This is a genomic window from Clostridia bacterium, assembly GCA_036654455.1.
In the GTDB taxonomy this organism is placed as follows: domain Bacteria; phylum Bacillota; class Clostridia; order Christensenellales; family CAG-314; genus JAVVRZ01.
Window position 1 is genome coordinate 23,250 of the sequence record JAVVRZ010000003.1, and the last position, 25,890, is coordinate 49,139.

Annotated in this window: 22 protein-coding genes; 2 read left to right on the forward strand and 20 right to left on the reverse strand. The window is 37.4% G+C overall.

Annotation, left to right across the window (positions count from 1 at the left end; all coding sequences use genetic code 11):
* Nucleotides 1-47 precede the first annotated feature (47 nt).
* The 15 genes from ligA to lepA form a co-directional block, all read right to left on the reverse strand.
* A complete protein-coding gene (gene ligA / locus RR062_03945) occupies nt 48-1,979 on the reverse strand; it encodes an NAD-dependent DNA ligase LigA (GenBank protein MEG2026860.1) in 1,932 nt (643 codons plus the stop codon).
* Between the two features lie 155 nt (nt 1,980-2,134).
* Nucleotides 2,135-4,261: a UvrD-helicase domain-containing protein gene (locus RR062_03950; protein ID MEG2026861.1), complete on the reverse strand. Its 2,127-nt coding sequence runs from the start codon at nt 4,259-4,261 to the stop codon at nt 2,135-2,137.
* A gap of 130 nt (nt 4,262-4,391) precedes the next feature.
* Entirely contained in the window at nt 4,392-4,790 is a 399-nt protein-coding gene (locus RR062_03955; GenBank protein MEG2026862.1) for a hypothetical protein, read from the reverse strand.
* A gap of 157 nt (nt 4,791-4,947) precedes the next feature.
* Nucleotides 4,948-5,127 carry a 30S ribosomal protein S21 gene (gene rpsU, locus RR062_03960; GenBank protein ID MEG2026863.1) on the reverse strand — a complete coding sequence of 60 codons (180 nt, stop codon included), beginning with the start codon at nt 5,125-5,127 and terminating at the stop codon, nt 4,948-4,950.
* 90 nt (nt 5,128-5,217) lie between these two features.
* Nucleotides 5,218-5,616, reverse strand: a complete 399-nt coding sequence (locus RR062_03965; protein ID MEG2026864.1) for an HIT family protein — start codon at nt 5,614-5,616, stop codon at nt 5,218-5,220.
* A 71-nt stretch (nt 5,617-5,687) separates the two neighbouring features.
* A complete protein-coding gene (gene mtaB / locus RR062_03970) occupies nt 5,688-6,980 on the reverse strand; it encodes a tRNA (N(6)-L-threonylcarbamoyladenosine(37)-C(2))-methylthiotransferase MtaB (protein ID MEG2026865.1) in 1,293 nt (430 codons plus the stop codon).
* A gap of 283 nt (nt 6,981-7,263) precedes the next feature.
* Nucleotides 7,264-7,995 (reverse strand): 16S rRNA (uracil(1498)-N(3))-methyltransferase, encoded by a 732-nt coding sequence (locus RR062_03975; protein MEG2026866.1) that lies wholly within the window; start codon nt 7,993-7,995, stop codon nt 7,264-7,266.
* Nucleotides 7,983-8,864: a 50S ribosomal protein L11 methyltransferase gene (locus RR062_03980; protein ID MEG2026867.1), complete on the reverse strand. Its 882-nt coding sequence runs from the start codon at nt 8,862-8,864 to the stop codon at nt 7,983-7,985. Before RR062_03980 ends, RR062_03975 begins: the two co-directional genes overlap by 13 nt.
* An 11-nt stretch (nt 8,865-8,875) precedes the next feature.
* On the reverse strand, nt 8,876-9,205 hold the full coding sequence (locus RR062_03985) for a PadR family transcriptional regulator (GenBank protein ID MEG2026868.1): 330 nt from the start codon (nt 9,203-9,205) through the stop codon (nt 8,876-8,878).
* 166 nt (nt 9,206-9,371) lie between these two features.
* Complete coding sequence (dnaJ, locus tag RR062_03990; protein MEG2026869.1) at nt 9,372-10,499, reverse strand: molecular chaperone DnaJ; 1,128 nt, start codon at nt 10,497-10,499, stop codon at nt 9,372-9,374.
* A 70-nt stretch (nt 10,500-10,569) separates the two neighbouring features.
* Nucleotides 10,570-12,396 (reverse strand): molecular chaperone DnaK, encoded by a 1,827-nt coding sequence (gene dnaK / locus RR062_03995; protein ID MEG2026870.1) that lies wholly within the window; start codon nt 12,394-12,396, stop codon nt 10,570-10,572.
* Between the two features lie 136 nt (nt 12,397-12,532).
* A complete protein-coding gene (grpE, locus tag RR062_04000) occupies nt 12,533-13,204 on the reverse strand; it encodes a nucleotide exchange factor GrpE (protein ID MEG2026871.1) in 672 nt (223 codons plus the stop codon).
* A gap of 3 nt (nt 13,205-13,207) precedes the next feature.
* Nucleotides 13,208-14,236 carry a heat-inducible transcriptional repressor HrcA gene (gene hrcA, locus RR062_04005; GenBank protein MEG2026872.1) on the reverse strand — a complete coding sequence of 343 codons (1,029 nt, stop codon included), beginning with the start codon at nt 14,234-14,236 and terminating at the stop codon, nt 13,208-13,210.
* 322 nt (nt 14,237-14,558) lie between these two features.
* A complete protein-coding gene (hemW, locus tag RR062_04010; protein ID MEG2026873.1) occupies nt 14,559-15,674 on the reverse strand; it encodes a radical SAM family heme chaperone HemW in 1,116 nt (371 codons plus the stop codon).
* Entirely contained in the window at nt 15,667-17,466 is a 1,800-nt protein-coding gene (gene lepA, locus RR062_04015) for a translation elongation factor 4 (protein MEG2026874.1), read from the reverse strand. Before lepA ends, hemW begins: the two co-directional genes overlap by 8 nt.
* Before the next feature lie 95 nt (nt 17,467-17,561).
* On the opposite strand from lepA, the gene RR062_04020 reads away from it, so the two are divergent.
* Both RR062_04020 and RR062_04025 read left to right on the forward strand, forming a co-directional pair.
* A complete protein-coding gene (locus RR062_04020; GenBank protein MEG2026875.1) occupies nt 17,562-18,305 on the forward strand; it encodes a glycerophosphodiester phosphodiesterase family protein in 744 nt (247 codons plus the stop codon).
* A gap of 219 nt (nt 18,306-18,524) precedes the next feature.
* Nucleotides 18,525-19,727 (forward strand): hypothetical protein, encoded by a 1,203-nt coding sequence (locus tag RR062_04025; GenBank protein ID MEG2026876.1) that lies wholly within the window; start codon nt 18,525-18,527, stop codon nt 19,725-19,727.
* Nucleotides 19,728-19,858: 131 nt separating this feature from the next.
* Here RR062_04025 and RR062_04030 read toward each other — a convergent pair whose 3' ends face one another.
* The 5 genes from RR062_04030 to RR062_04050 all read right to left on the reverse strand — a co-directional run bounded on the left by RR062_04030 (nt 19,859) and on the right by RR062_04050 (nt 25,888).
* The gene (locus RR062_04030; GenBank protein MEG2026877.1) at nt 19,859-21,052 is read right to left on the reverse strand and encodes a DUF1015 domain-containing protein; all 1,194 of its coding nucleotides are present in this window, start codon (nt 21,050-21,052) and stop codon (nt 19,859-19,861) included.
* Nucleotides 21,053-21,073: 21 nt separating this feature from the next.
* Nucleotides 21,074-21,202: a hypothetical protein gene (locus tag RR062_04035; protein MEG2026878.1), complete on the reverse strand. Its 129-nt coding sequence runs from the start codon at nt 21,200-21,202 to the stop codon at nt 21,074-21,076.
* Entirely contained in the window at nt 21,192-22,028 is an 837-nt protein-coding gene (locus RR062_04040) for a diadenylate cyclase (protein ID MEG2026879.1), read from the reverse strand. The genes RR062_04035 and RR062_04040 overlap by 11 nt, the downstream gene beginning before the upstream one ends.
* 317 nt (nt 22,029-22,345) lie before the next feature.
* A complete protein-coding gene (locus RR062_04045) occupies nt 22,346-24,088 on the reverse strand; it encodes an NADH-dependent [FeFe] hydrogenase, group A6 (protein MEG2026880.1) in 1,743 nt (580 codons plus the stop codon).
* 12 nt (nt 24,089-24,100) lie between these two features.
* Entirely contained in the window at nt 24,101-25,888 is a 1,788-nt protein-coding gene (locus tag RR062_04050; GenBank protein ID MEG2026881.1) for an NADH-quinone oxidoreductase subunit NuoF, read from the reverse strand.
* Nucleotides 25,889-25,890 lie beyond the last annotated feature (2 nt).

Sequence of the window (25,890 nt, forward strand, 5' to 3'; positions counted from 1 at the left end):
CTTTTTCCAAATAATTAATAATGTTTTATCTATTTTTCAATTAATCTTTAAGAGAGCAACTTGATAAATTCGTCTTCTGTCATTATTTGTATATTTAGCTGTTGAGCTTTTGCAAGCTTGCTACCTGCCTGTTCGCCTACTATTAGGATATCTACCGACTTAGAAACGCTAGTTGCAATCTCTCCGCCGTTTTGCTCAATCAACTTTTGGGCTTGTTCTCTTGTGTAATTTGTCAAAACGCCGGTAATAAGCATTTTTTTGCCTGAAAAGATGCCTACTGCGTTTTCTTTATAGGTTGGAGCTATGCCTAACCTAGCAAGCTCGGCAACTTCGTTTATGTTAAATTCGTCTTCAAAAAATTGGGCTACTCCCTCGGCTACAATCTCGCCGACTTCGTCTAACCGCATAAGTTCTTCCCTAGTTGCGTGGCTTAACGCTTCTACGCTACCGTAACGCTTTGCAAGTTGTCTTGCCGAAACTATGCCGATATTATCTATGCCTAGCGCATAAATAAAGTTGGCAAGTTGAACTTTTTTACTTTGCTCTATTGCGCTAAGTAAGTTGTCTATTCGCTTTTGTTTAAAGCCTTCTAGGTTTGCAAGGTCATTTGAAGTTAATTTATAGAGCTGACTTGCTTGTCTTATATTTAATACTTGGGATAGTTGTTCGGCGGTCTTGCCGGAAAGCCCTACGATATCGGTTGCTGATTTACTTGCGTAGTGAGTTAGCCTAGCTATAATTTGAGCCGAGCAGTTTAAGTGATTTTGACAAAATATATGCGCCCCTATTGATTTAAGTTCGCTGTTACAAGACGGACAATTTTTAATCAATTCAATTTTTGTAGAATTTTCATTCTCTTCTAATATACTTAACACTTCGGGGATAACATCATTGCTACGGCGAATAAGCACAAGACTATTTTTCGACAGCTTTTTTCGTCTTATATCGTCAAAATTATTAAGAGTAGCCCTTTTAATAGTCGCACCGCATAACTCAACGGGCGAGAGTATGGCAAGCGGTGTAAGTTTGCCGGTACGGCCAACTTGCCAAACGCAATCAATCAAAGTTGTGGCGACTTCTTCCGCCTCAAACTTGAAAGCGATAGCCCAACGAGGGAATTTATCGGTATAACCTAGAACTTTTCTTTTTTCAAAGTCGTCTACCTTGATTACTATGCCGTCAATAAGAAAGTCGTAGTTATCTCTTTCAACTTCTATTCGCTTAATAATTTCTAATATTTCTTGATAATTTTTTGCTGTTTTAAAAACATCATTTGTTTTAAAAAGATTTTTTTGTAAAAATGCAACCAACTCGACTTGGGAATTAACGCTTGCGACTTCGTTGCCGAGCGCATACATAATTATGTCAAGATTGCGTTGCATAGACACCTTAGGGTCAAGATTTCTTAACGCCCCGGCAGCTCCGTTACGAGCATTTTTAAGTTGCTGATTAGGAAAAAGTTTATTATAGTTAGCAAGCGAAGATAATTTCATAATAGCTTCGCCGATAAAAGTAGTTTGCTCTTTGTACCCTATTGTAAGCGGTAAAGTGCGTACGCACCTAGCTTGGGCGGTGATATTTTCGCCCACTTTGCCGTTGCCCCGTGTAGCGACGGTTTGAAGTAGACCATTATTATAAATTGCCGAAACCGACAGCCCGTCATATTTAAGTTCGACCGTATAAGTAACCTTGCCTACGGCTTTTTCAACCTTAGTAGTCCAGTCCTCAATAGCTAAATAAGTTTGCGCTTTGTCAAGACTATACAGTCTATTAGGGTGAACGTACTGCTCAAACTTCAAGAGAGGCTCACCGCCTACTTTAAGCGTAGGCGAACAAGGCAAAACAATACCGCTTTCTTTTTCAAGTTTGACTAATTTGTCGTAGAGGGCATCGTAAGTACTGTCGGGAACGCTTGGTTGGTCAAGACAATAGTATTCGTAAGCCCATTTATTAAGTTGGTCGATTATTTGTTGCATCATATTATGAAACAAACCTCATAAAAATATTGTGTAAATAGCGATTTGATTTGCTATAAATATTGTGTTAAATAGCGATTTTATTTGCTTATTTCGGCGTTTATGTTTTGCCGTTATTTAAGTTATATAACCATTACTAATACTTAAATATTTAGTAATTAAGCCTTAGTTAACGGAGCGTATTTAAGAGATAAATTCTTTTTGCCTACGGTGTCAAAGGCGACGATTGCGTTACCGCTGTCGATTGAAAGAATTATTCCTTTGCCAAAAGTAGAGTGAACTACCACTTCGCTTACGGTATAAATGCTAGGGTCAATGTTGAGCTTGGGGGTAACTTGTCTAGTGCGAGGAGTGTAAGTGGGCACGCCTTCATTATCGTAACTAGGCGTAGGCGGTGGCGTAATAAGGTCGCTTACTTCCTTATAAAATGGCGAAGCCGAACAAAAGCTACGGCTACCATACACAAAACGAGATTGTGACCTAGTTAAATACAACCTTTCTTTTGCCCTTGTTACGGCAACGTAGGCAAGACGGCGTTCTTCTTGCATTTCTTTGTTAGAATAACTTGCCCTTGAAAGCGGGAAAATACCATTATCAAGCCCGACAACAAAAACAACCTTAAATTCTAGTCCCTTAGCCGAGTGGATTGTAGAAATTGTCACAAAGTTATCTTGGTCAACTTCGCCGTTGTCCGCCATAATAGAAACCGACTGCAAATATTCCGCAAGAGTGGCTTCTTGCCCGTTTTCTTGGCAAAATTGCTCGACGGAAGAAATAAGTTCGTCAATATTTAATGCTCGTTCGGCGTCTTCTTCGCTTTGAGTTAAAGTTTGCTTATATTGCGTGCGAGAAATGGCCTTTTTAACAAAATCTAATAAGCTATTATTTTGTTGCAACTTAACTAAATCTTCATAAAGAGCATAAAAATCAACTAATTTGTGGCTTGTTGTCGAACCCAAAAATTCAAGATTGCGTTCGTCGGCTAAAAATTGCAATATGGATATGCCATAACTATTTGCTTGTTGAGTTACTTTATTAATAGTCGCAAGCCCTATTCCACGTTTAGGCGTGTTGATTATACGTAGCAAAGCCGAATTATCATATATATTATTGACAATTTTAAGATAAGCTAATAAGTCTTTAATTTCTTTGCGGTCAAAGAATTTAAACCCGCCAAAAACTTTAAACGGTAAATTATACTTTAAGCACTCTTGCTCAAAGTTACGGCTTAATGCGTTAACCCTCATAAGAATTGCAAAGTCGCTATAATTATATTTATTAAATCTAATTAACGCTAACATTTGTTCGACAACGTATCTAGCTTCTTGCCCTTCTTCGTTTGCCGAGAATTGTTCGACTTTTACTCCGGCTTCGTGTTCGGTAAAAAGTTCCTTTTTATGGCGTTGCTCGTTCTTGCTAATTATTTCGTTAGCAACTTGAAGTATTTTTTTGGTGCTACGGTAGTTTTGCTCTAACGTAAAGACGTTAGCCGAGGGAAAATCTTGGTTAAAATTAAGAATATTGTCAATTTCCGCCCCTCTCCAACCATATATTGACTGGTCGTCGTCGCCAACTACAAACAAATTGCCATATTTTTTGCTAAGTAACTTAATAATGTTATATTGAACCTTATTAGTGTCCTGAAATTCGTCGATACTGATATATTTAAATCTTTCTTGATACTTTTCTAGCGTTTGCGGAAAATTTTCAAATAAGTATAAACAGTTGTTAAGAAGTCCGTCAAAGTCGAAAGCGTTGCTTTTTTTAAGTTGTTGAAGATATTTTTCGTAAACGTAGGCGAACAATTCGCTATCGGTTGTAACAATCTCGCTTGCTTCTTCTACCGTTAAATTGTAAGTTTTTGCCATATTGATATTATTAACTATTTCTTTTTTTAGTTTATCGTCATCGATATTTTTTTGGCTAAAAATACTTTTAAGCAGAGTTGCCGTATCTTGTTCGTCATAAATACTAAAATTACTGTGGTAGCCTAACAATTCGGCTTCGTTACGCAATATTCTAACCGCAAGCGAGTGAATTGTGCAAACGGTAAGCCCTTTTGAACCTACCATATCGTTAAGTCTAGCCTTCATTTCATTTGACGCTTTATTTGTAAACGTAATAGCAAGTATCTCGTAAGGCGATATACCACGAGCTATCATATTTGCTATACGATAAGTAAGCACTTTTGTTTTTCCGCTACCTGCGCCTGCAAGTACTAATACTGCGCCTTCTATACAATCTACTGCCCGCTGTTGAGCGCTGTTAAGCTGTTGTTCATTCATTACAAATTCTCCTTATTGTATTATACCAAATTTGCGTCAATTAATCAAGGGTAAAAACAAAAAGCAGTTATTTATTTATAACTGCTTTGTAAACTAATTTTAAAAGACATAAAAACTAACGGCTAAAACACTATATATTTTTATCTTGTTCGAGCGTTTTTTGTTTTGCGTAATATTTATCTTTAACTTGACGGTACTTACTGGCTAATTTGAGTAGATAGGCTTGACGCTGACTTGACGACATTTGCTCCATTTCTTTTTTATTTGCAAGCATACCGATAGGATTAACTAGAACTTCTTGACTTGTAATTAATTCTATAACTCTACGCTCAAACTCTTTTTCATTTTCAAAGTCGTGATTGTAAATCTTATTTTTTATTTCGGCTTTATTTTCTTCAAGCAGTGGCACTGCGCTTTTGCCACAAGTTGCGGCTACTTCTTTTTCTTGAATACGTGTTTGTTTAATTTCGTCCCAAAATCCGCTAGCTAATCTTTTTTTGGCGTCTTTGGCATACTTTTTAAAGCTCAATTACTACCCCTCCCTCAAACAATAATGTAAAAAGTGTAAAATTATGCCCAACAACGAATGTAAAAAATGTAGAAAAATGTCGAAACGTGTATAAATAACTACTGCCTACCCTTGACGGATAAGCAGTTGTTTAATTTATCATAAGTAATACTTGTGTCTAGCCCTTAGCGTTACGCTTTCTTGCGGCTTCCGCCTTCTTTTTACGGCGAACACTTGGTTTTTCGTAGTGTTCTTTGCGACGAAGATCGCCAATGATACCATCTCTTGCGCATTTGCGTTTGAAACGACGTAGCGCTGAGTCAAGGGTCTCTGTTTCTCCTACTCTTATTGTTGACATATCTTTCGCCTCCCTTCCGTAAAAACGGGAATATTTGCTTTAAACTAGCTTTTTGATTATAACCTATATGTATTAAATTGTCAAATAATTTTAATAAAGTTTTAATTTTTGGCAAATTTCGTCCAAATTCATATCAAATTTGTCAATAAAGTTCCAGGCTTTAAGGTTGTCGCCAACTTTGCGAGGAATAATATGAAAATGTAAATGAAATACAGTCTGTTCGGCGCAAGCGTTGTTTGCGTTAAAAATATCAACGCCCTCGTAACCGCAGTCGTCTATATAGTGATTGCTGATAAGTTTTACAGCCTTAATCGTTTCGCATAGATATTGTTCGGGGCAATCAAGGATATTTTCGCAATGTTTTTTAGGAATTACAAGAGTATGCCCGACGGTATCTTTGGCGATATCTAAAAATGCGTAGACATAGTCGTTTTCATAAATTTTTTTACTGGGAATTTCACCATTGATTATTTTACAAAATATACACATTGTTTTTCTCCTTAAATTATAATAGTTGTTTTAAAATGTAAATTGTGATTAGTTTGCTTAAATATTTGTTTTTAGCTTTCGACTACGCCTAAAATGCCGTCTAAATATAGCTCTTTTAACTTGACGTTGACAAATTCCCCGATTGCTACCTTTTCTTTGACGTAAACCTTGCAATAATTGTCGGTATAGCCTACATAATAGCCTGACTTAATTTCTTCTACAAGCGTAGAAGTAGTCGTGCCTATTTGCTTAGTTAGATATTCGCTTCTTAATTTATGTTTAAGTTCGGTAAGTATAGCTAGCCGTTGCTTTACGACTAGGCTATTTGGTTTTTCAAGCCCGTACGCCTTAGTTTTTTTGCGTGGTGAAAACGGGAAAATGTGAATATCGGCAAATTTAATTTTATTGATAAAGTCTACGGTGTCACAAAAATCTTGATTAGTTTCGCCACAAAAACCGACTATAACGTCGGTGGTTATGCTTATGTTGGGGTAATACGAACGAATTAAATTAACGCTATTTTCATATTCCTTAGTAGTATAATGGCGGTTCATAGCTCGCAAAGTGTTGTCGCAACCGCTCTGCAAAGACAAGTGCAAATGTTTGCATACGTTTTTTTGCATAGAAGAAAGCAAATCGCCGTTGATTGCGCATTGATAAATACTACCTAATCTAATACGGCAATCGGCAAATTGTAAAGCGTTAAGTAAGGTTGATAAATTTGTATTAATATCTACTCCGTATTGAGAGATGTCAATGCCTGTTAAAACATATTCGTTTGACTTAGTTTGCTTAACTTCGTCTACTATGCTTTCTACGCTTCGACTGCGATTACGCCCCCTAAGATATGGCACAAGGCAATAGCTACAAAAGTTGTTACAACCGTCTTGAATTTTAATATAAGCCCTTGTATGACTAGGATAAGCGTAGATACCTTCTACAAATTTGTTAGGTAGAGTGTCAATGCTTGTAATTTGCTCTAAGCAAGTATTTTGAGAAATTTTACTGGCAATGTCGTCTACGACCTTGCCCAAGTTTAGCTTGTCTGCGTTACCCGACAAATAGACAACGTTTGTCAAAGAAGAAAATTGCGTTGGATTATTTTGAGAGGCGCAACCTACCACAATTACGCTTGCCTTAGGATTAAATTTCTTTGCCCTCGCAACTGCTTGACGGCTCTTGCTTTCTGCCTCGGCTGTGATAGCGCAAGTGTTAATGATATAAATATCTGCCATTTTAAGCCCGTCACTAGCCCCGTAGCCCCGACTAATTAAGTCTGCGACTATTTGTTGGCTCTCATAATAGTTGGTTTTACAGCCTAGCGTAAAGACTGAAATTGTAACTTTTGCATTATTATTTTCCATTTATTTTCCTTTAAAAAGTTCTAAGAAAGGTTATGATTAATTGTAATTTTTTACTAAATTAAGTTTTGCATTTGCAAGTTTTGTCTATAAACTTAGCTAAAATATCTAATTTATTAGGTAAATATTTGCTAAACAAATTGACAAAAATTTAAATATATATGTTATATCCTGCAATTATAAATTAAAAAATATCAATCTAAATATGCGTATTATTTATTTTAGTTGTATATCAAAACAGACTTTATTTTATTTTAGATAAATATTAGAATATTATTAATATTCTTTAACCTCTAAAAGTCGTTTCGGCTAGTTCGTTTAAAACCGAAAGAATGTAAAAAGTTGCCGTTTCGGCTCGTAAAATTCGCTTGCCCAGACTTATTGAAATTGAAATTTTACCTAAAATATCTTGTTCTTGTTGACTAAAACCGCCTTCGCTTCCAACTACTACGGCAATTCTATTTGCGCAAGATAAGTCAAGCGAAAGCAACTTTTCTCCGCCGTTTTCGTTACAAAATATAACGGCGTCGTAGTTAGGCAAAAGGGAGCATAGAGCGTTAAAATTTATTGAAGGTTCAACCCCCACTTGCTTTGCCCTGCAACACTGCTTGCTTGCTTCGTGAGAAATTTTTGTAAGTCTGTTTGCTTTGTCGTTGTCTACGCAAGAAATTGTAAACTGCGACTCGAAAGGTTTAATGTAGTTTACCCCAAGTTCGACGGCTTTTTGAACTACTAAGTCCATATTTCCGCCTTTTAAACAACCACAAAATAAGGTAATATCTAGTTTGCTTTCGCAATAGTTTATATTCGAGCTTACTATGTTTAGATAAACGGTAGACTTGTCAATGTTTGTAACTTCGCAAACATAGTCTATAAGCTCATTCTCAATGTTGATTACGAAGCGTTCGCCGACCCTTGCCCTAAGTACCTTAGCTATATGGTTGTAGCTAGAAACTATTGCGAAGCTGTCGCCGATATGTTCTTCTTTAAGGGCAAAAAATCTTCTTAATTGTCCCATTTATTTATAAGTAGCGTTGCCGACCACTCCCCCTGACTAATCGTGTCTAATTTACTGAGATTAAAAACACTATAAAGTTTATCTAATTGAGTTGTTAAAATGCCCGAAAAAATAACTAAACTGTCTTTTTTAAGAACTTTTGGCAAACTGTCTTTTAATTTAGACAAAATATCAATAGTGATATTAGCCATTACTATATCGAACTTTCCTTCGACTTTTTCAAGTAAGTTACTGTTTTTTACAATAATTTGTTGGTCAAAATGGTTAATCTTTGCATTTTTTAGCGTGGTATTTACGGCTTCGTCGTCATAGTCTACGGCAACAACTTGTTTTGCGCCCAATTTACAAACGGCTACGCTTAATATTCCGCTACCGCAACCGATATCAAGCGCAGTTTTGCCTTGACAATTTATTTTTTGCAAAAAAGAAAGGCACATAGAAGTTGTTTCGTGTTGCCCTGTGCCAAAAGCTAGGCAAGTATCTATAAAGATAGGCTCTTTACAAATTTTGCCTTTATATCCGTAAGGAACTACGGTCAAATTGTCTATGTCAATAGGCGTAAAGTATTCTTTCCATTTGTCGAGGTACTCTACGTCGTCTTTACAAACTACGTTAAGATTGCTAGCAAGGTTAGCCTTGATTAATTCTTGCTTGATTAGTTCGACTTTATCAATTTCGTCAATGCCCAAATAACCTTTGACAACGCAACCGCTCTGCGTTACGCCTTGCTCAATATACTCGATATTGAGTTTTTCAAGGTCGGTGGAGTCATATATAGCCACGCTTTGCCCTGTGACTTCTTGCAAAATGTATGCGACAAGTTCGCTTAACTCTGTCGTCGTTTCAACCGCAATTTCGTAAAATTTCATTTGTGTAACGGTTAGCCTTCGATTAAAATGTCGATTAATTTTTTAGCGTTTTGCCAAGCTAAAACATTTGACTTGTAGAATTGCCTACCTTGTTCGGTAATCTCGTAATATTTACGAGTGACGCCGGCAAGTTCGCTCCCCCAAGTGCCTTTAACGCACCCAAGTTCTTCTAAACGGTGATAAGCGGAATACAAACTCTGTTCGTTAGGAAGAAATAATTCCTTAGTCTTTGCGATAATCTCTTTTCTAATCTCGTTACCGTATTTTTTGCCGTCAAGTAGACAAGCTAGTACGATAGTATCGAAATTGCCTCTTAATAAATCACTAGAAATGATAGCCATACTTAATCTCCTTTACTATGTCAGTAATAATTATAGTACATATTATTTTATTTGTCAAAGGCAAATTATATGATTTTTTGTCATTTTATTTGATAAACAAAAAAAGGTCTTAATTAAAGACCTTAATTAAATATTATTTGATATATTAGAATTGTTATTTTGATTGCTATTTATAAAGTTTTGAGGCTTCTTCCAAAAAAACTCGTCTTAGCGGATAGTTGTTAAGGCTATTAGATTTTTCATAGTCGTTTAAGGCTATTTTTTGTGTTTTTGTAATATTTTTAGGTATTTCTATATTTACTTTTACGTATAGGTCGCCTGTTCCTCGCAAAGTCTTAATGCCTTTGCCACGAAAACGGAACAACTCGCCGTTAGGAGTGCCTTCGGCTATGTGTTGAACTTGCATACCCTGTAAAGTTGGAATTTCTATATCTCCTCCGCACACCGCAGTTGCGTAAGGAATAGGTATCTCGCACACAATATCAAGTCCGTTACGAGAAAAAACTCCGCTCTTTGCTACTTTAATTACAAGCAATAAGTTTCCGGCTTGCCCGTTATATGACCTTGCCGAGTTTCCTTCGCCTCTAAGTTGAAGCACTGCGCCATTCTCTACCCCGGCTGGAATTTTAACGTCCATAACTTTCTTTTTAAGTCTTATGCCCTTGCCATTACAAGACTTACAAGGATTAGTTACAACTTTGCCTATTCCACCGCATTTGTCGCACGCCGATTGTACTATTTGCGTGCCAAAAAGAGTCGACTTTTGATAGTTAAGATAACCGCTTCCGTGACACTTATCGCAGGTTACAAAACTAGCCGAATCTCTTGCGCCTGTTCCGTTACAGTCGCTACATTGTTCGTTGCGTGAAAAAGACACCGACTTAGTAGTTCCTTGCGCCATTTCCATAAAGGTAAGCTCGATTGTATAAGTAATATCGCTACCAACCGGAGTTGATTGTTGACGGCTTCTATTGCTATTCCCTCCCATAAATGAGGAAAATATATCGAATATATCGTCAAAACCGCCTGCGCCACCGCCTGCGCCGAAGGGATTGAAACCGCCTGCGCCACCATCAAAGTCAAGCTCGCCCCTATCGTACTTGCCACGTTTATCTAAGTCGCTAAGCACCGAATACGCTTCGTTACATTCTTTAAATTTTTCCGCAGCGTCTTTATTATTGGGGTTTAGGTCAGGGTGATATTTTTTAGCTAGTCTGCGGTAAGCCGACTTTATCTCGTCTTCGCTAGCGTTTTTGTCAACGCCTAAACAGCCGTAGTAATCTTTTTTTGCCATTATTTAACCATCTTTACCCTAGTTTGATATTTCAAGCTAGGGTAAAGCCTTATTATTATTTTAGTTTAGATTAGTTCTTGTTATCGTCGTCGTGAACGTCGTAGCCTACGCCTTCGTCGGTTGTATTTTGAGCTTGTTCGCCCTCTTTTTGTTTTGGAGCGTTAGCTTGGTAGAAACGTTGCATAATCTCGGCGTTATCTTTGGCAATCTTATCGCTTGTTGCTCGAATATTCTCAATATCGCCTTTGCTTAAAGCGTCTTTGCCTTCTTTAATCGAGGCTTCGAGTTTCTCTTTATCTTCCTTAGGAAGTTTGTCGCCCGACTCTCTAATAAAGTTTTCAAGCGAAAGCACTAATTGGTCTAGACTATTTCTAACTTCTACTTCTTCTTTGCGCTTCTTATCTTCTTCGGCGTACATTTCAGCGTCTTTTACAGCTTTATCAATATCGGCTTCGGAAAGGTTGGTTGAAGAAGTGATTGTTACCGATTGTTCTTTTTGCGTGCCTAAATCTTTCGCCGTAACGTGTACGATACCGTTAGCGTCAATGTCAAATTTAACTTCGACTTGCGGAATTCCTCTTGGCGCCGGCGCAATGCCTGACAAAGTAAAGTTACCTAGCGTCTTGTTGTCGGCTGCCATTTGTCTTTCGCCTTGTAGGACGTGGATATCTACGCTTGTTTGGTTGTCGGAAGCTGTGCTAAATACCTGAGATTTGCTTGTAGGTATAGTAGAATTTCTTTCGATTAGTCTTGTTGTTACTCCGCCTAATGTTTCAATACCTAGTGAAAGTGGCGTTACGTCTAGCAATAGAACGTCTTTGACTTCTCCGCCTAGTACGCCTGCTTGTATTGCCGCTCCAATAGCTACGCATTCGTCGGGGTTAATGCCCTTATAGGGTTCTTTGTTGCAGAAATTCTTAACGGCTTCGACAACTGCTGGTATACGAGTCGAACCGCCGACAAGAATAACTCTATTTAGGTCGTTATTTGTTAAATTAGCGTCTTTCATAGCTAGTTGCATAGGAGTAATCGTCTTGTCGACAAGAGGCTTGGTTAATTGGTCAAATTTAGCCCTTGTTAAGTCTATGTCTAGGTGCTTAGGACCGGTTGCGTCGGCTGTAATAAATGGCAAGTTGATATTGGTTTTAAGCGTGCTAGACAGCTCAATTTTAGCTTTTTCGGCTGCTTCTTTAAGTCTTTGAGTAGCCATTTTATCCTTTGTTAGGTCAATGCCATTGCTCTTTTTATATTCGTCGGCAAGATAATTCATAATAATTTGGTCAAAGTCATCTCCGCCTAGTCTATTATTGCCGTTTGTTGCAAGCACTTCAAATACGCCGTCGCCGATTTCTAGGATAGAAACGTCGAATGTGCCACCGCCTAAGTCGTAGATAAGTATTTTTTGATTTTTGTTCTCGCCCTTATCTAGTCCATAAGCAAGCGCCGCCGCCGTAGGCTCGTTTATAATACGCAAAACTTCTAGTCCTGCAATCTTGCCTGCGTCCTTAGTCGCTTGGCGTTGAGCGTCCGAAAAGTATGCCGGAACAGTTATAACGGCTTGGGTTACTTTCGAACCTAAATATGCTTCTGCGTCAGCTTTAAGTTTGCCTAGAATCATTCCGCTAATCTCTTGCGGAGAATATTTTTTACCATCTATCGCTACGGTGTGCGAACTTCCCATTTCTCTTTTAATTGAAGAAATTGTGCGGTCGGCGTTTACAATAGATTGTCTTTTTGCTACTTGTCCAACTAATCTTTCGCCCTCTTTTGTAATCGCTACTACCGACGGAGTTGTGCGGTTACCTTCGTTATTTACTATTACAACGGGTTCTCCGCCCTCTAATACTGCTACACAGGAATTTGTCGTTCCTAAGTCAATTCCTATAATTTTTCCCATAATTTATTTCTCCTTGATATAATTATTTTTTTAAATTTTTAAGTTGTTTTACAACTTTTAGTTTGTTTAATTTGTGTTTTTACTATTAATTTTTAGTTTGTTTAAGTCTAGTATACCAAACTTTTTAAATTTATTTTTATTTTCCAACTACGACTTGGGCGTAACGGATAATATGGTCTTTATAAATAAAGCCTTTTTGGTACACTTCAACGACCTTGCCTTTTTGCTCGTCTTTAACTTCGATACTATTTACCGCATTAGCGGTGTTGTGGTCAAAAGGTTTGTCAAGCACGTCAAGTTCGGTTATGCCCATTTCAAATAATGCCTTACAAAATTGACGGTAGATAAGTTCGTAGGCTTTGCCGTCGCCTATATCTACACGAGCTTTTTCAAGCGTATCAATAAAGGGAAAGATTTTTTCGATTGTTTTTAATGTTCCTTCTTCTTTGCTAATATCTGCGTCAAATCTTATGCGTTGCTTGTAACTTTCAAAATCATTTTTAATTGCTACAAGTTGGTCGAGATAAGAATCGCCTTTTTTAAGCATAGCTCTTAATTCGTCAACTTTCTTTATTAAATTTTCATTTTCTTTGGTCAAAGCGTTGTTCAACTCGCCTTGAAAGCTTACAAAGTGACGCAGTTGCTCGATAGATAAGTCTTCGAGTTTGACTTTGTCTTCTTTATTTTCTTTTTCTTCTTTTGGGGCTTGGTCTTTTTGAGTTTGCTCTTTGCTATCTTTTTGAGCTTCGGTTTGATTTGTTTGCTCTTGATTTTGCTTTTCTTCTGGTTGTTTATCGTCTTTTGACATTGATTATTTCTCCTTATTATCTAATATATTATCAAGTAATTTATTGATGTGGTCTAATACCGACAAGACTTTTTTGTAATTCATTCTAACCGGGCCTATTACCGCTGCGCTACCTATTGTAAGCCCATCTACGTTTAACGGCGAAGATATTACCGAGCAACCTTCCGGCACGTGATTGTTGCCGTCAGCCATTGTAATAGATACGCCTTTATTTTGCTCGCCTTTTACTACTTCGGCAATTTCTTCTTTGTCTTCCATAGCGGTTATAAAATCTCGGGCTTTGCCTACGTCGTCGTACTCGGGGTGTTCAAATATTGTAGTCGCCCCTTCGGTAATGACGTTATATTTACTTCCGCTATTCATTTTAATCAATATAAGAAGAACTTTATTATAAATATCTCGGTAGAGAGTAAATTCTTCGGTTATTGCCTGTTCAATGCCCTTTGCTTTTGCAATATCTAGTAGCCTTTTGCCTGCAAATAATTTATTAAGCCATACGCTAGCTTTGTTTATCCACTTAGAGTCAATGCCTTGTGGCAAATCTATAAAGTTATCTTTATAGATGTTAGAGTCGGTGATAATTACTACTAGCGCAGATTTATCGTTAAGTTGCAATAATTTAATATTATCTAATTTTTCGTTTTTACTGCCTTTTACGACTACCGAAGTATAGTGAGTAATGCTAGAAAGAACTTTTGCAACCGAACCGACCATATCTTCTACGCTTGTTATTTGGTGGTCAAAGTAGCTATCTACAAGTTTTATTTCTTCTTCGCTAAGCGGACCTGTCTCCATTAATTCGTCAACGTAAAGCCTAAACGCTTTTGCCGAAGGCGCTCTGCCTGCCGAAATATGAGGTTGCACAAGATATCCCATACTTTCAAGCGCCGAGAGCTCGTTTCTAATGGTCGCCGAAGAACAGTCGTTAAGACATTTTTCCTGTATGTCTTTGCTTGATACAGGGTTGGCCGTTTCAATATAACTGTCTACAACGGCTTGTAAAATTTTCTTTTTTCTTTCGGATAATGCCATATTACCGCCTACTATATCAATATTTTATGCAAGTGCTAGCAATCTAGTGCGTCGACTGCTAAGTTACAGATAAAATATAACACCGCAGTATTTATGTGTCAAGTAGTTTTTACCACTTTTTTACATTTTTTCAAGTTTATTTATATAAATTTTTAAAAAAACTTATTTAAATTATGAAGACTTAATTTTTGTCTAAATAAACTTGTTTTCTGCGATGTTATTGATATTAGTTTAGTCGATTAACCTATTACTTATTCGCATAAATTAATTTTTTATCTATTATAATTAAAAACATAGATTAGCTAGAAGTAAATTTTTACAATTAAAATAATAGGTCAACTAGAATTGCGTTAAGAATATATAAGTTTGTAGCCGTAATTATGCCGTCTTTATTGATAAGTAGTCCTTGACTGATAAGTTTATTTAACTTTTCTTTGTAGTAAGCAAAAAAGTCTACGCCAAACTCATTAAAAAAATCTTGTGTGTTTAGTCCTTTTTCTCGCCTTAACGCAAGCATAGTATATTCAAAGTAACATTCTTCGCCCTTAATATGCTTTTTAGACGAATAAACAGGCAAATTAGAATTTATTTTGCTAATATATTTTTGCCGATTTGCAATATTTGTGTATCTAACTTTACCGACAAAGCCACTTGCAGAAACGCCAACAGCAAGGTAGTCGCCGTAATCCCAATATCTACAATTATGTTTACAGGCATAGTTAGGCTTTGCGTAATTAGATATTTCATATCTATTTATATTATTATTTTTTAACACCTTGCAACACACGTCATACATATCTACAACTGTGTCCATATCGGGCAAATTTAATTTCATTTTGTAAATAGGCGTTCCCCTCTCGACTTTTAAGGCGTAGCAAGAGAAGTGAGGAATGTTTAAATCTAGACAAAGTTTAAGCGTATCTTCTACGTCCTTAATGGTTTGGTTGGGTAGACCTAGCATAATGTCGCAACTGATATTATCAACCGATAGACTATGGAGAATATTTATAGTGTTTACAAAGTCGCAAGTATTGTGCGGACGTCCAATTAAACGCAAAATATCGTCGTTTGCGCATTGTAGACCAACTGAAAAACGGTTAACCCCTAACTCAACAAACCGTTTAAGTTTAGTTTTGTTTGCCGAAGAAGGATTAACCTCTAATGTAATTTCGGTATCTTCAAGAACAAAATTAGATTTAATCGCTTCAAAAATACAAGCTAATTGTTCTTCGCTAAGTAAAGACGGTGTTCCGCCTCCAAAATAAACGCTAAGTAATTTTTTGCCACGACAAGAAAAATTACGAGCTTTTTGCTCGATTTCACAGCACAAAGCCTTGATATAGCTGTCGTAGTCGTCGCAAACGCTACTGTTAAAATTGCAGTAAATACATTTGCTAACACAAAAAGGAATATGAATATATAGGGCTAAATCAGTCATCTATCTTTAAAATTGACATAAAGGCTTCGCTGGGAATTTCTACGTTACCTACTTGGCGCATACGTTTTTTGCCTTCTTTTTGCTTTTCTAGAAGTTTTTTCTTACGAGAAATATCACCGCCGTAACATTTTGCCAGTACGTCTTTTCGCATAGCTTTTACGGTTTCTCTCGCAATAATTTTACCGCCGATTGCAGCCTGAACGGGTATTTCAAACATTTGGCGTGGTATAACGTCACGCAATTTTTCGGCAATTTGTCTACCTCTTGTGTAAGAACGACTTTCGTGTACGATTAAGCTAAGCGCATCGCAAATTTCTCCGTTAAGCAACATATCTAGTCGCACTAATTTGCTTTGCTTGTAACCTGTTATTTCATAGTCAAGGCTAGCGTAGCCCCTTGTGCGAGATTTTAAGGTGTCAAAAAAGTCGTAAATAATCTCATTTAAAGGTAAAATATATTTAACGCAGGCTCTTTTTGGGTCGGGATAACTTATATCTACAAATATTCCTCGTTTATCTTGACAAAGCTCCATAATAGCGCCGACATATTCGGGCGGAGAATAAATTGAAGCGTTGACAATAGGTTCTTCTATATATTCTATTCGGTCGGGAGAAGGCAATTTGGTAGGGTTGTCAATATCTAAGATTGCCCCCGAGGTTAGACAAACTTTGTAAGATACGCTTGGCGCTGTTGTAACTAAATCGAGGTTAAACTCCCTTTCTAACCTTTCTTGTATAATTTCCATGTGAAGAAGACCTAAAAACCCGCATCTAAACCCAAAACCTAGGGCTATTGAAGTATCGGGTTCGTAAAGTAGAGCGGCGTCGTTAAGTTTAAGTTTTTCAAGAGCTTCTCTTAAATCATTATATCTACTACCGTCGGCTGGGAAAATTCCGCAAAAGACCATAGGTAAGGCTTTTTTATAACCGGGCAAGGCTTTGTCGCAAGGGCGGTCGGCGTTAGTGATTGTGTCGCCTACCGAAGTGTCGGAGATTGTCTTAATGCTTGCTGAAATATAGCCTACTTCGCCAGCAGAAAGCGAGGAAGCGCTAAGCATATCGGGGACAAGAACGCCGACTTCGACAACGTCAAAAATTTTAGAGCTTTGAAACATTTTTATTCGGTCGCCAACTTTTACGCTACCGTTGACTATGCGAACAAAACATACTACGCCCTTATAATTGTCATATTGACAGTCAAATATTAAGGCTTGCAAAGGTTGATTTATATCGCCTTTTGGCGCAGGAACTTTTTCAACAATAGCCGACAAAACTTGGTCGATATTTATACCTTCTTTTGCAGATACGCAAGGAGCGTCTTCGGCAGACAAACCTATACAATCTTCAATTTCATTTTTAACTTCGTCTATTCTTGCCGAGGGCAAATCAATCTTATTAATTACGGGTATTATTTCTAAGTTGTTGTCAAGCGCTAAATAACAGTTAGCAAGCGTTTGCGCTTCTACGCCTTGCGTTGCGTCAACTACTAGCAAAGCGCCTTCGCACGCAGCAAGCGAACGGCTGACTTCGTAATTAAAATCTACGTGACCGGGCGTGTCGATTAAATTAAGAATGTAGTCTTGACCGTTGTGCTTATAAAGCAACCTTACCGCAGTAAGTTTAATAGTAATGCCCCTCTCTCGTTCTAAATCCATACCGTCTAATAGTTGAGCCGACATATCACGTTTGGCTACAAGTTCGGTCTTTTCAATCAATCGGTCGGCAAGAGTTGACTTACCGTGGTCGATATGAGCTATAATACAAAAATTTCTAATATTTTTCATACTATATATTTTATAGTAAAAAAGTAATTTTGACAAGTTATATTTTATATATTGTTTTTATGTGTATATTGTTATATAATAATTAAGTTAAGGAGAGCTAAATTATGAACATTTATGATACTTGGTTAGTAAACAAACAAATTGCGCACCGAGGGCTTCACGATGAGGTTAGCCCGGAAAATACTCCTTCGGCATTTGAAAAAGCTATAAATAACGACTATGCAATAGAGATGGATTTGCAAATGACGCTTGACGGCGTGGTTGTAGTTTTTCACGACGACAATATGAAACGCCTAACCGGGCTAGACAAAGACATTCGTCAAACGCTATTTAAAGACATTAAAGATTTATCTATATTAAAAAGTCAAGAAAAAATTTCTACTTTCGACGACTTTTTAAAACAAATTAACGGCAGAACGCCCCTACTTATCGAAGTTAAAAGTCACGCAAACATCGGTATTATGGAGCAAAAAATTCTTAACTACCTCTCAACTTACAAAGGCGAATTTGCCCTTCAATCTTTTAACCCCTTTATTGTCAAATGGTTTGCAATTAACGCTCCGCAATATATAAGAGGGCAACTTTCAAGTCGCTTTAAAGGCGAACGCACGCTTAACGCTTTAAAAAGATACCTTTTGCGTAACTTATTCTTCATTAAATCAAATAAAAGCCAGTTCGTGTCTTATGACATAGACGGTCTACCTTCAAGATTAGTCACAAGGGTTAAAAAGCGTATGCCCGTACTTGCTTGGACGGTTCATTCGCAACAAGAAATCACGCAAAAACATCTTTCTTTTGACAACATAATTTTTGAAAACTTTATTCCCGCTTCCAAACAAAAGAATTAACAATAGTAACTAGTGTTTACTAAATAATATTAATATAAAGTTTAGATAAATAATGTTATTAAAAAGTTTAATTTATTAAAAAATATTTTAAATTACCTTAGAAAAAACTAAGGTAATTTTTTATTATTATAACCGTGGCTAGAAACTTTAAGCATATCAATTAAGCGCTATACAGATTAATGATTGATAATATAAGTAAATCAAACATAATTTACTTATATGATAACTGTTTGTAAATTTGGCGGAACTGCCATAACAAAATTTAATCTAGATAAAGTTAAAAAAATATACGATAAAATAGAGGGCAAAAAGTTTATCGTGGTGTCGGCGTATGGCAAAGACGGCTTAAATTTGCCAAAAATTACCGATATGCTAATAGAACTTGCAAATTCGATTAAGAATAAACAAGAATTGTTAGCAAGCCCTATTTATAAGCAAATTTATGCAATTCACAAAAATTTAATAAAAGAATTTAATATTGAAATTGATATTGACCAACTTTTCAAGTGTTTTGACAAAAATGAGCTTTATTACGACTATATTGTTTCTCGGGGAGAATATTTGTCGGGTCGAATTGTCGCAAAATTTCTTGATATAGAGTTTTTTGACAGTCAAGATTATATTGTTTTTGATAAGTCGGGGCTAAATATTAAAAAAAGCGTAAAAAACATTAAATTAGCTTTCAAAAATAAAAAAAGCGGACTTTTAACTGGCTTTTACGGCAAATATTTAGACAAAATAAAACTTTTTACTCGTGGCGGTAGCGATATAAGCGGAGCTTTGCTTGCAAGCGGAGTCGACGCCGACATATATTTAAATTATATCGACGTAAACGGCTATTTGCAAATTAGCCCCAAAATTGTCTCGCTAAGTCAAACTGTGCCAAAATTAAGCTATTCGCAATTACTTGACCTAAGTCAAATGGGCGCTGACGTGCTTCATAAAGATACGATTTTACCGTTAATTGATAAGAATATACCTATAAATATTAAAAATTTATACAACCCTGATAATCAAGGCACTCTAATATGCCATAATCCAAACAAATACGGCCTAATCGCTATAACAAGCGAAAAAGCCTATCTATATACAATTTACAAAAAAAGCAACTGCAAATTAGAAAAACTAGCTGGGATATTAAACAACAATTATATTATGCTAGTAGATAGACGACAAAAAACTTACTTTTCCACAAATATTGATATTTTTGAGTTACTTAGCAAACAATTTTGCAACTACAAAATAACGCAAGAAATAATAACTTCAACTCAAATATTGTACGGAGACAGTTTGCCCTGTCAAAAAATAGTCAAGGTATTGCAAGAGTACAAAAAACCGATTATTTACGGCGAGGTAGAAAAAGAATATTGTCTATTCTTTACCAAAGAAAAAATTGCCGACATTCTATATAAAAACCTTTAAATAATATGAAAAACTGTCAATACAGTCGTAAAATTAAAAGTGGCAAGAAACATTTCTTGCCACTTTAATAAAAATTTATTAATTAGTTGAAAAATTGTTATAAACTAAAAACAGCTTACGGATATTTGTAATTATCTAATTTTTCTTGCTTCGATATAATAACGCTTTTCGACGGCTTCGCCCATTGAGAAAGTTTTGCGAGGAAGCGCTCCGTGTTCTTCAACGTAAGCGAATAATTCTTTTTTAGCAAGGGTGGGCAAAAGTATAGCAAGACTAGACGGATTAGCGTTACTTACTTCGACAGCGTCTTTATCGCCGTGAACGTAGTCGACAGACGAATTAGGATTTGCCTTGACAAAGTCGTCTATTACTTGTTGAACAATTTTTATTGCTTCGACTGTGCCGGAAGGTAAATTAAGTTGAAGTTCCTTACCCTCAAAATAAATTTTATGTTTTGCCTTACCGCCGATAGCTTGCAAACTGTCGATTAAAGATTGATTTGCATTAAACACTACACGGTGAATAGGCTCGAAAGCTATGCCTTCGTCGTACAAGTTTGTAGCTTCGCAAAGAGCAAAACGAGCGGGGTGATTTACACGTTGTTCGGGCGTTAAGGTCTTCTTAGTTTCTTCCCAAATTGCCTTAGCGGTAGCGAGCGAGTGATTGCCGTCGCCTACTGCAAGTAAAATACTGCTGTCTTTTTGAGTAGCTTTAAGTTTTTCAATTATTTCAAAACAATTATCTACTCTGTAACCTTCGATATGACCGCCATTGCACATTAAGTCAAAATCATAAAGTTTGGGTAAATTCTTACGGTTTTCATAAAGAGAACCTAGGACTTTATTTTGTTTGTCATTAAATAAAACCAAAATATGAGGAAGTTCAAGCAAAGCGTTCTTGCGGATACGAACTCTTGGTGGAATTCTTTCAAGAACTGTGCCTTCGGTTGCCCTAATTGGCGTAGTCGAACCAACCGCATAATCGTAATCTTCTAGGTCAACTGCAATCATAAGACCAATTCTTCGAGGCGTAAACGGGGTTGAACGAACGGTTAAAATAAAGCACTGTCCTTGCGACACTAAAACATTGTTATCGCAATATTGTTGCATTGTAGTATTGATGTCGTCAAGCATAGCGTCATTAATTTTGTTTAAGTAAATTTCCGGCAAAACTATGTGGCGAGTAGAATAAGCATCTTTGGTAAGTTCGTTGACCTTATCCCAGTAAGCAGGTTGAGATGTAAATTGGTCGCAAGCGATAACCGCCCACTTAGAATAATCTACCGTTCTGTTAGGTAAATAAATATTGGGTATTTTTATTGACATTTATAGCCTCCAAAAAATATATTATACAAATAAATAGCCTACAAGTAGCCAAATAACAACCGCCGCAAGCAAAGCTAGCAGTTTAAGAACTATATTGTTTACAAATATTTTGCGTAAAAAATTGCCAAAGGCTTTACCCTTATTCTTCATATTTCGCACCCCAAATTAGCTGTTCTTGTTCGCTACCGCCAGAAATGTTTAAAGCGTGTTTGACTACCTTGACCAAACTTTCGCCGTCTAAATACCTAATTAATCTACCATCGTGGCTAGCCGAGATAATGCCGGTTTCTTCGGATACAATAATCGCCGTGTTTTGAGGGAACTGCTCGGTATGCCCTATGCCTGCACGGTGACGAGTGCCTAAGTCTTTGGATAAGTCCGTGCGGGAAGTAAGCGTTAAATAACAGCCCGCCGATATAAGTTTGTCCCCTACTATTAAAACTGCGCCGTCGTGCAAAGGCGAACGAGGGAAAAACAAAGTTTCAATAAGTTGACTAGAAATTTCTGCATTTAGCGAAGTACCGCTCTCTACTATGGATTGATTTATGTTGTCGGCAATAATTATCAATGCGCCTATATTTGCTTTACTCATATTAAGGCAAGCTTTTACAATATTGTTAACCGACTGTTGAAGTTCTTCTTGCGATAGCTCTTGCGCCGACAAAACATTAAACTTTCGTTTCCAGCTAAGCCTAAATAGCCCTCTCTTAATCTCACCGCTAAATAATATAAGCGGAAAAAGACAAAGCAACATAAGCAAAGCAAAAATATAAATTTTACCGCCTACAAACCCTAGTGTGTTAAACAAAAAAACTAGTAAAATTGCAATTATTTCAGCAAAACAAAACCAAGTTGAATTGTTTTTCTTGTAAAAACTATAAGAAAAATATATAACAACAAAGATAAACACAATCTCAATCGCCGAAATATAATTAAAATTTGTTATTGTTTTATATAAATAATCGGTAAAGTTCAATATAATTCTCCTTACATTAAGTCACTATAATAATACAATATAAACGCAAAAAAATAAAGCCTTTTACAACAATTTTACATAGAATTACATTTAGATTTAAAATTGTATTATAATAGTCAATAATGCGATACGCAACAAGCAAAGGACAAAACTAAATTATAACTAGTTGCGTTATAAAAAGTTTCTTCATAATTAAATTATCGCCTAGATAAAAGAAATATTTCTTAGCGATAATATAAAAGGATAAATAATTTGCCTCGCCGAGTACTCAGCGAGGCAAAAATGATAATTATTTAATTAAATTACAGCTAACCAAATTACTTAATAGGCTTTGCCGTATAGTGGGTGTGCAATAGTTCGTGCGACTTATGAGAGTTGGGTTCGCCTAAAAATTCCTTATAAATTTCGATTATTTCGGGATTTTCGTGACTCTTTCTAGCTAAGCTCTTTTTGTCGGTGTCGTAAATTGCCTTTGCCCTAACTGCCCTAACGTCAATTTTGTCCCAGACATTTTCGGGTTGGATAGGTTGACCGCCACCGGTTACGCAACCGCCCGGACAACACATAACTTCTATAAAGTGATAATCGCTAATTTTGCCGGCTTTAAGTTCTTCAAGAATAAGGTGAGCATTCTCAATACCATTAGTTACGGCTACCTTAACGTCAACGCCTGCTACTTTAACGGTTGCTCTCTTAATGCCTTCTGTGCCTCTTACTGCCTTAAAATCAAGCTTTTCAAGAGGTTTTTTCTCTAAAACTTCGCTTACTGTACGTAAAGCTGCCTCCATAACACCGCCCGTTGCTCCAAATAATAGACCGGCTTCGCTACCGTGACCGATTAAAGAATCAAAGTCGCCTTCGGGTAGTTCGGCAAAGTCAATACCGCAACGACGAATCATACGAGCAAGTTCACGAGTGGTAATTGTAGCGTCTAAGTCTCTTATGCCCTCGGCATTCTGCATTTCGGGACGAGCAATTTCAACTTTCTTAGCTACGCAAGGCATAACGGTTACTGCAAAAATTTTGCGAGGGTCGATGTTGTGCTTTTCGGCGTAGTAAGTTTTTACAAGAGCGCCTGCCATCATTTGAGGACTCTTGCAAGTTGATAGATGCGGTAATAATTCGGGATAGTATTGTTCGATATAATTTATCCAGCCGGGAGAACACGAAGTAAACATAGGTAGAACTCCGCCCTTAGTAAGTCTGTTGATAAACTCTGTGCCTTCTTCCATAATTGTAAGGTCGGCTGCAAAGTCAATGTCAAGAACAGAATCAACGCCAAGTCTACGCATAGCCGTAACAAGTTTGCCTTGTTGATTTGTGCCAACGGGATAACCAAATTCTTCGCCGATTGCTACTCTTACGGCTGGGGCTGGCATCATAACTACGTGAATATCTTTGTTGGCAATAGCCGAAAAAACTTTGTCGGTGTCATCTTTTTCACGCAAAGCGCCTGTTGGACAAACCGTAATACATTGTCCGCAAGCTACGCAACCGACCTTGTCTAAGTCTTCGCCAAAGAATGTGCCTATATGAGTGTTAAAACCACGCTCGTTTGCGCCGATTACAGAAACGTGTTGACGAGATTTGCACATAGCTACGCAACGACGACAAAGAATACACTTAGAATTGTCTCTAATTAAATACGGCGTAACTTCAACTTCGCCCTTAGTCTTTGCGCCATCAAAACGATTAGCGTCACAATTATATTCTTGCGAGAGTCTTTGAAGTTGGCAGTTTTGGCTCTTCACGCAACTGTTGCAATCGTTGTTGTGGTTAGAGAGCATTAATTCTAGCGTAGTCTTGCGACTATCTAAAACTTTGTTTGTGTGAGTGAAAATTTCCATATTGGGAGTTGCTGGCAGAACGCAAGCGGCTTGCAGTCCACGCATATTCTTAACTTCAACAACACAAATACGGCAAGCGCCGAGAGGATTAAGGTCTTTAAAATAGCACAATGTAGGAATATTAACGCCTACGTGACGGCACGCCTGTAAAACCGTGCTACCCTCGGGTACTTCATATTGAATATTATCAATTTTTAAGGTAATTGTTTTCATTTATTTTTCTCCTTACTTCTTGTAAATTGCGCCCTTAGGACACTTAGCGGCGCATAAACCGCACTTGATGCACTTAGTTACGTCTAGGGTGTGAACTTTCTTAACTTCGCCCGAGATTGCTTTAACTGGGCAATTTCTTGCGCACAAAGTACAACCGATACATTTCTCGGGGTCAATGTGGAAGTTAATAAGAGCTTTGCACACGCCGGCAGGACAAACTTTGTCAACTATATGAGAAACATATTCGTCTCTAAAATATCTTAATGTTGATAGTACGGGGTTAGCCGCAGTCTTGCCCAAAGCGCATAGAGCGGTATCTGCCATATATTCGGCGAGCGACTCCATTTTGTCAAGGTCTTCCATTGTAGCCGTACCCTTAGTAACCTTAGTGAGCATTTCAAGCAGTCTTTTTGTGCCGATACGACAAGAAGTACATTTACCGCAAGATTCGTCAACGATAAATTCTAGGTAGAACTTAGCGATGTCGACCATACAGTTGTCTTCGTCCATAATAATCATACCGCCACTACCCATCATTGAACCCATCTCGATAAGTTTGTCATATTCGATTGGTATATCTAGGTGAGCCGCAGGGATACAACCGCCCGAAGGTCCGCCTGTTTGAACTGCCTTAAATTTCTTACCGTTACGGATACCTCCGCCTATCTCATAAATTACCTCTCTAAGCGTAGTGCCCATAGGAATTTCTACTAGACCAGTGTTAACAATTTTACCGCCGATTGCAAATACTTTTGTGCCACGAGAACGTTCTGTCCCCATTGTCTTAAACCAATCTGCGCCCTTATTTATAATTTGAGCGATATTTGCATAAGTTTCTACGTTATTTAATATTGTGGGCTTAGCAAAAAGACCTTTAACGGCTGGGAAAGGCGGGCGTACTCTGGGTTCGCCACGATTACCTTCGATTGAAGTCATTAAGGCTGTTTCTTCGCCACATACAAATGCGCCTGCGCCTAATTTAATGTCTAGGTCAAAGCAAAATGAAGTGCCAAAGATATTGTTGCCTAGCAAGCCATATTCTTTTGCGTCGGCTATTGCCTTTTTAAGTCTTTTAACCGCTATTGGATATTCTGCACGAATATAAACAAAACCTTGACTTGAACCGATAGCGTAGCCTGCGATTGCCATAGCCTCGATTACGCAGTGAGGGTCGCCTTCAAGAATTGACCTGTCCATAAATGCGCCCGGGTCGCCTTCGTCGGCGTTACAACAAACATATTTAACGGGATTATCTTGTAAATATGCAAATTCCCACTTCTTGCCTGTGGGGAAACCGCCACCGCCACGACCACGCAAACCGCTATCTTTGATAACATTGATAACTTCTTCTTTGGTCATTTCGGTTAAAACCTTGCCTAAGGCTTGATAACCGTCGTGAGCGATGTATTCTTCGATATTTTCGGGGTCAATTACGCCACAGTTGCGTAGCGCAACCCTTACTTGCTTCTTTAAAAATTCGGTTTGACTTAAAGAAAGGACTTGTTCCTTAGTGTCGTCCTCAGTATGAAGCAATCTCTTGACAATTCTACCCTTAATAATATGCTCGGCGACAATTTCTTTTACGTCGGCAACCGTGATTGAGTGGTAGAACGCTCCCTCGGGATAAACTACCATAATTGGACCCTTAGCGCAAAGACCGAAACAACCAGTCATAATAACTTTGACTTCTTCTTCAAGCTTATTAGCCTTAATTTCAGCGTTTAGCGCATCGATAATTTCGTGTGAGTGGTTAGAGGTACAACCTGTGCCACCACAAACTAGTATGTAAGACCTTATCATTT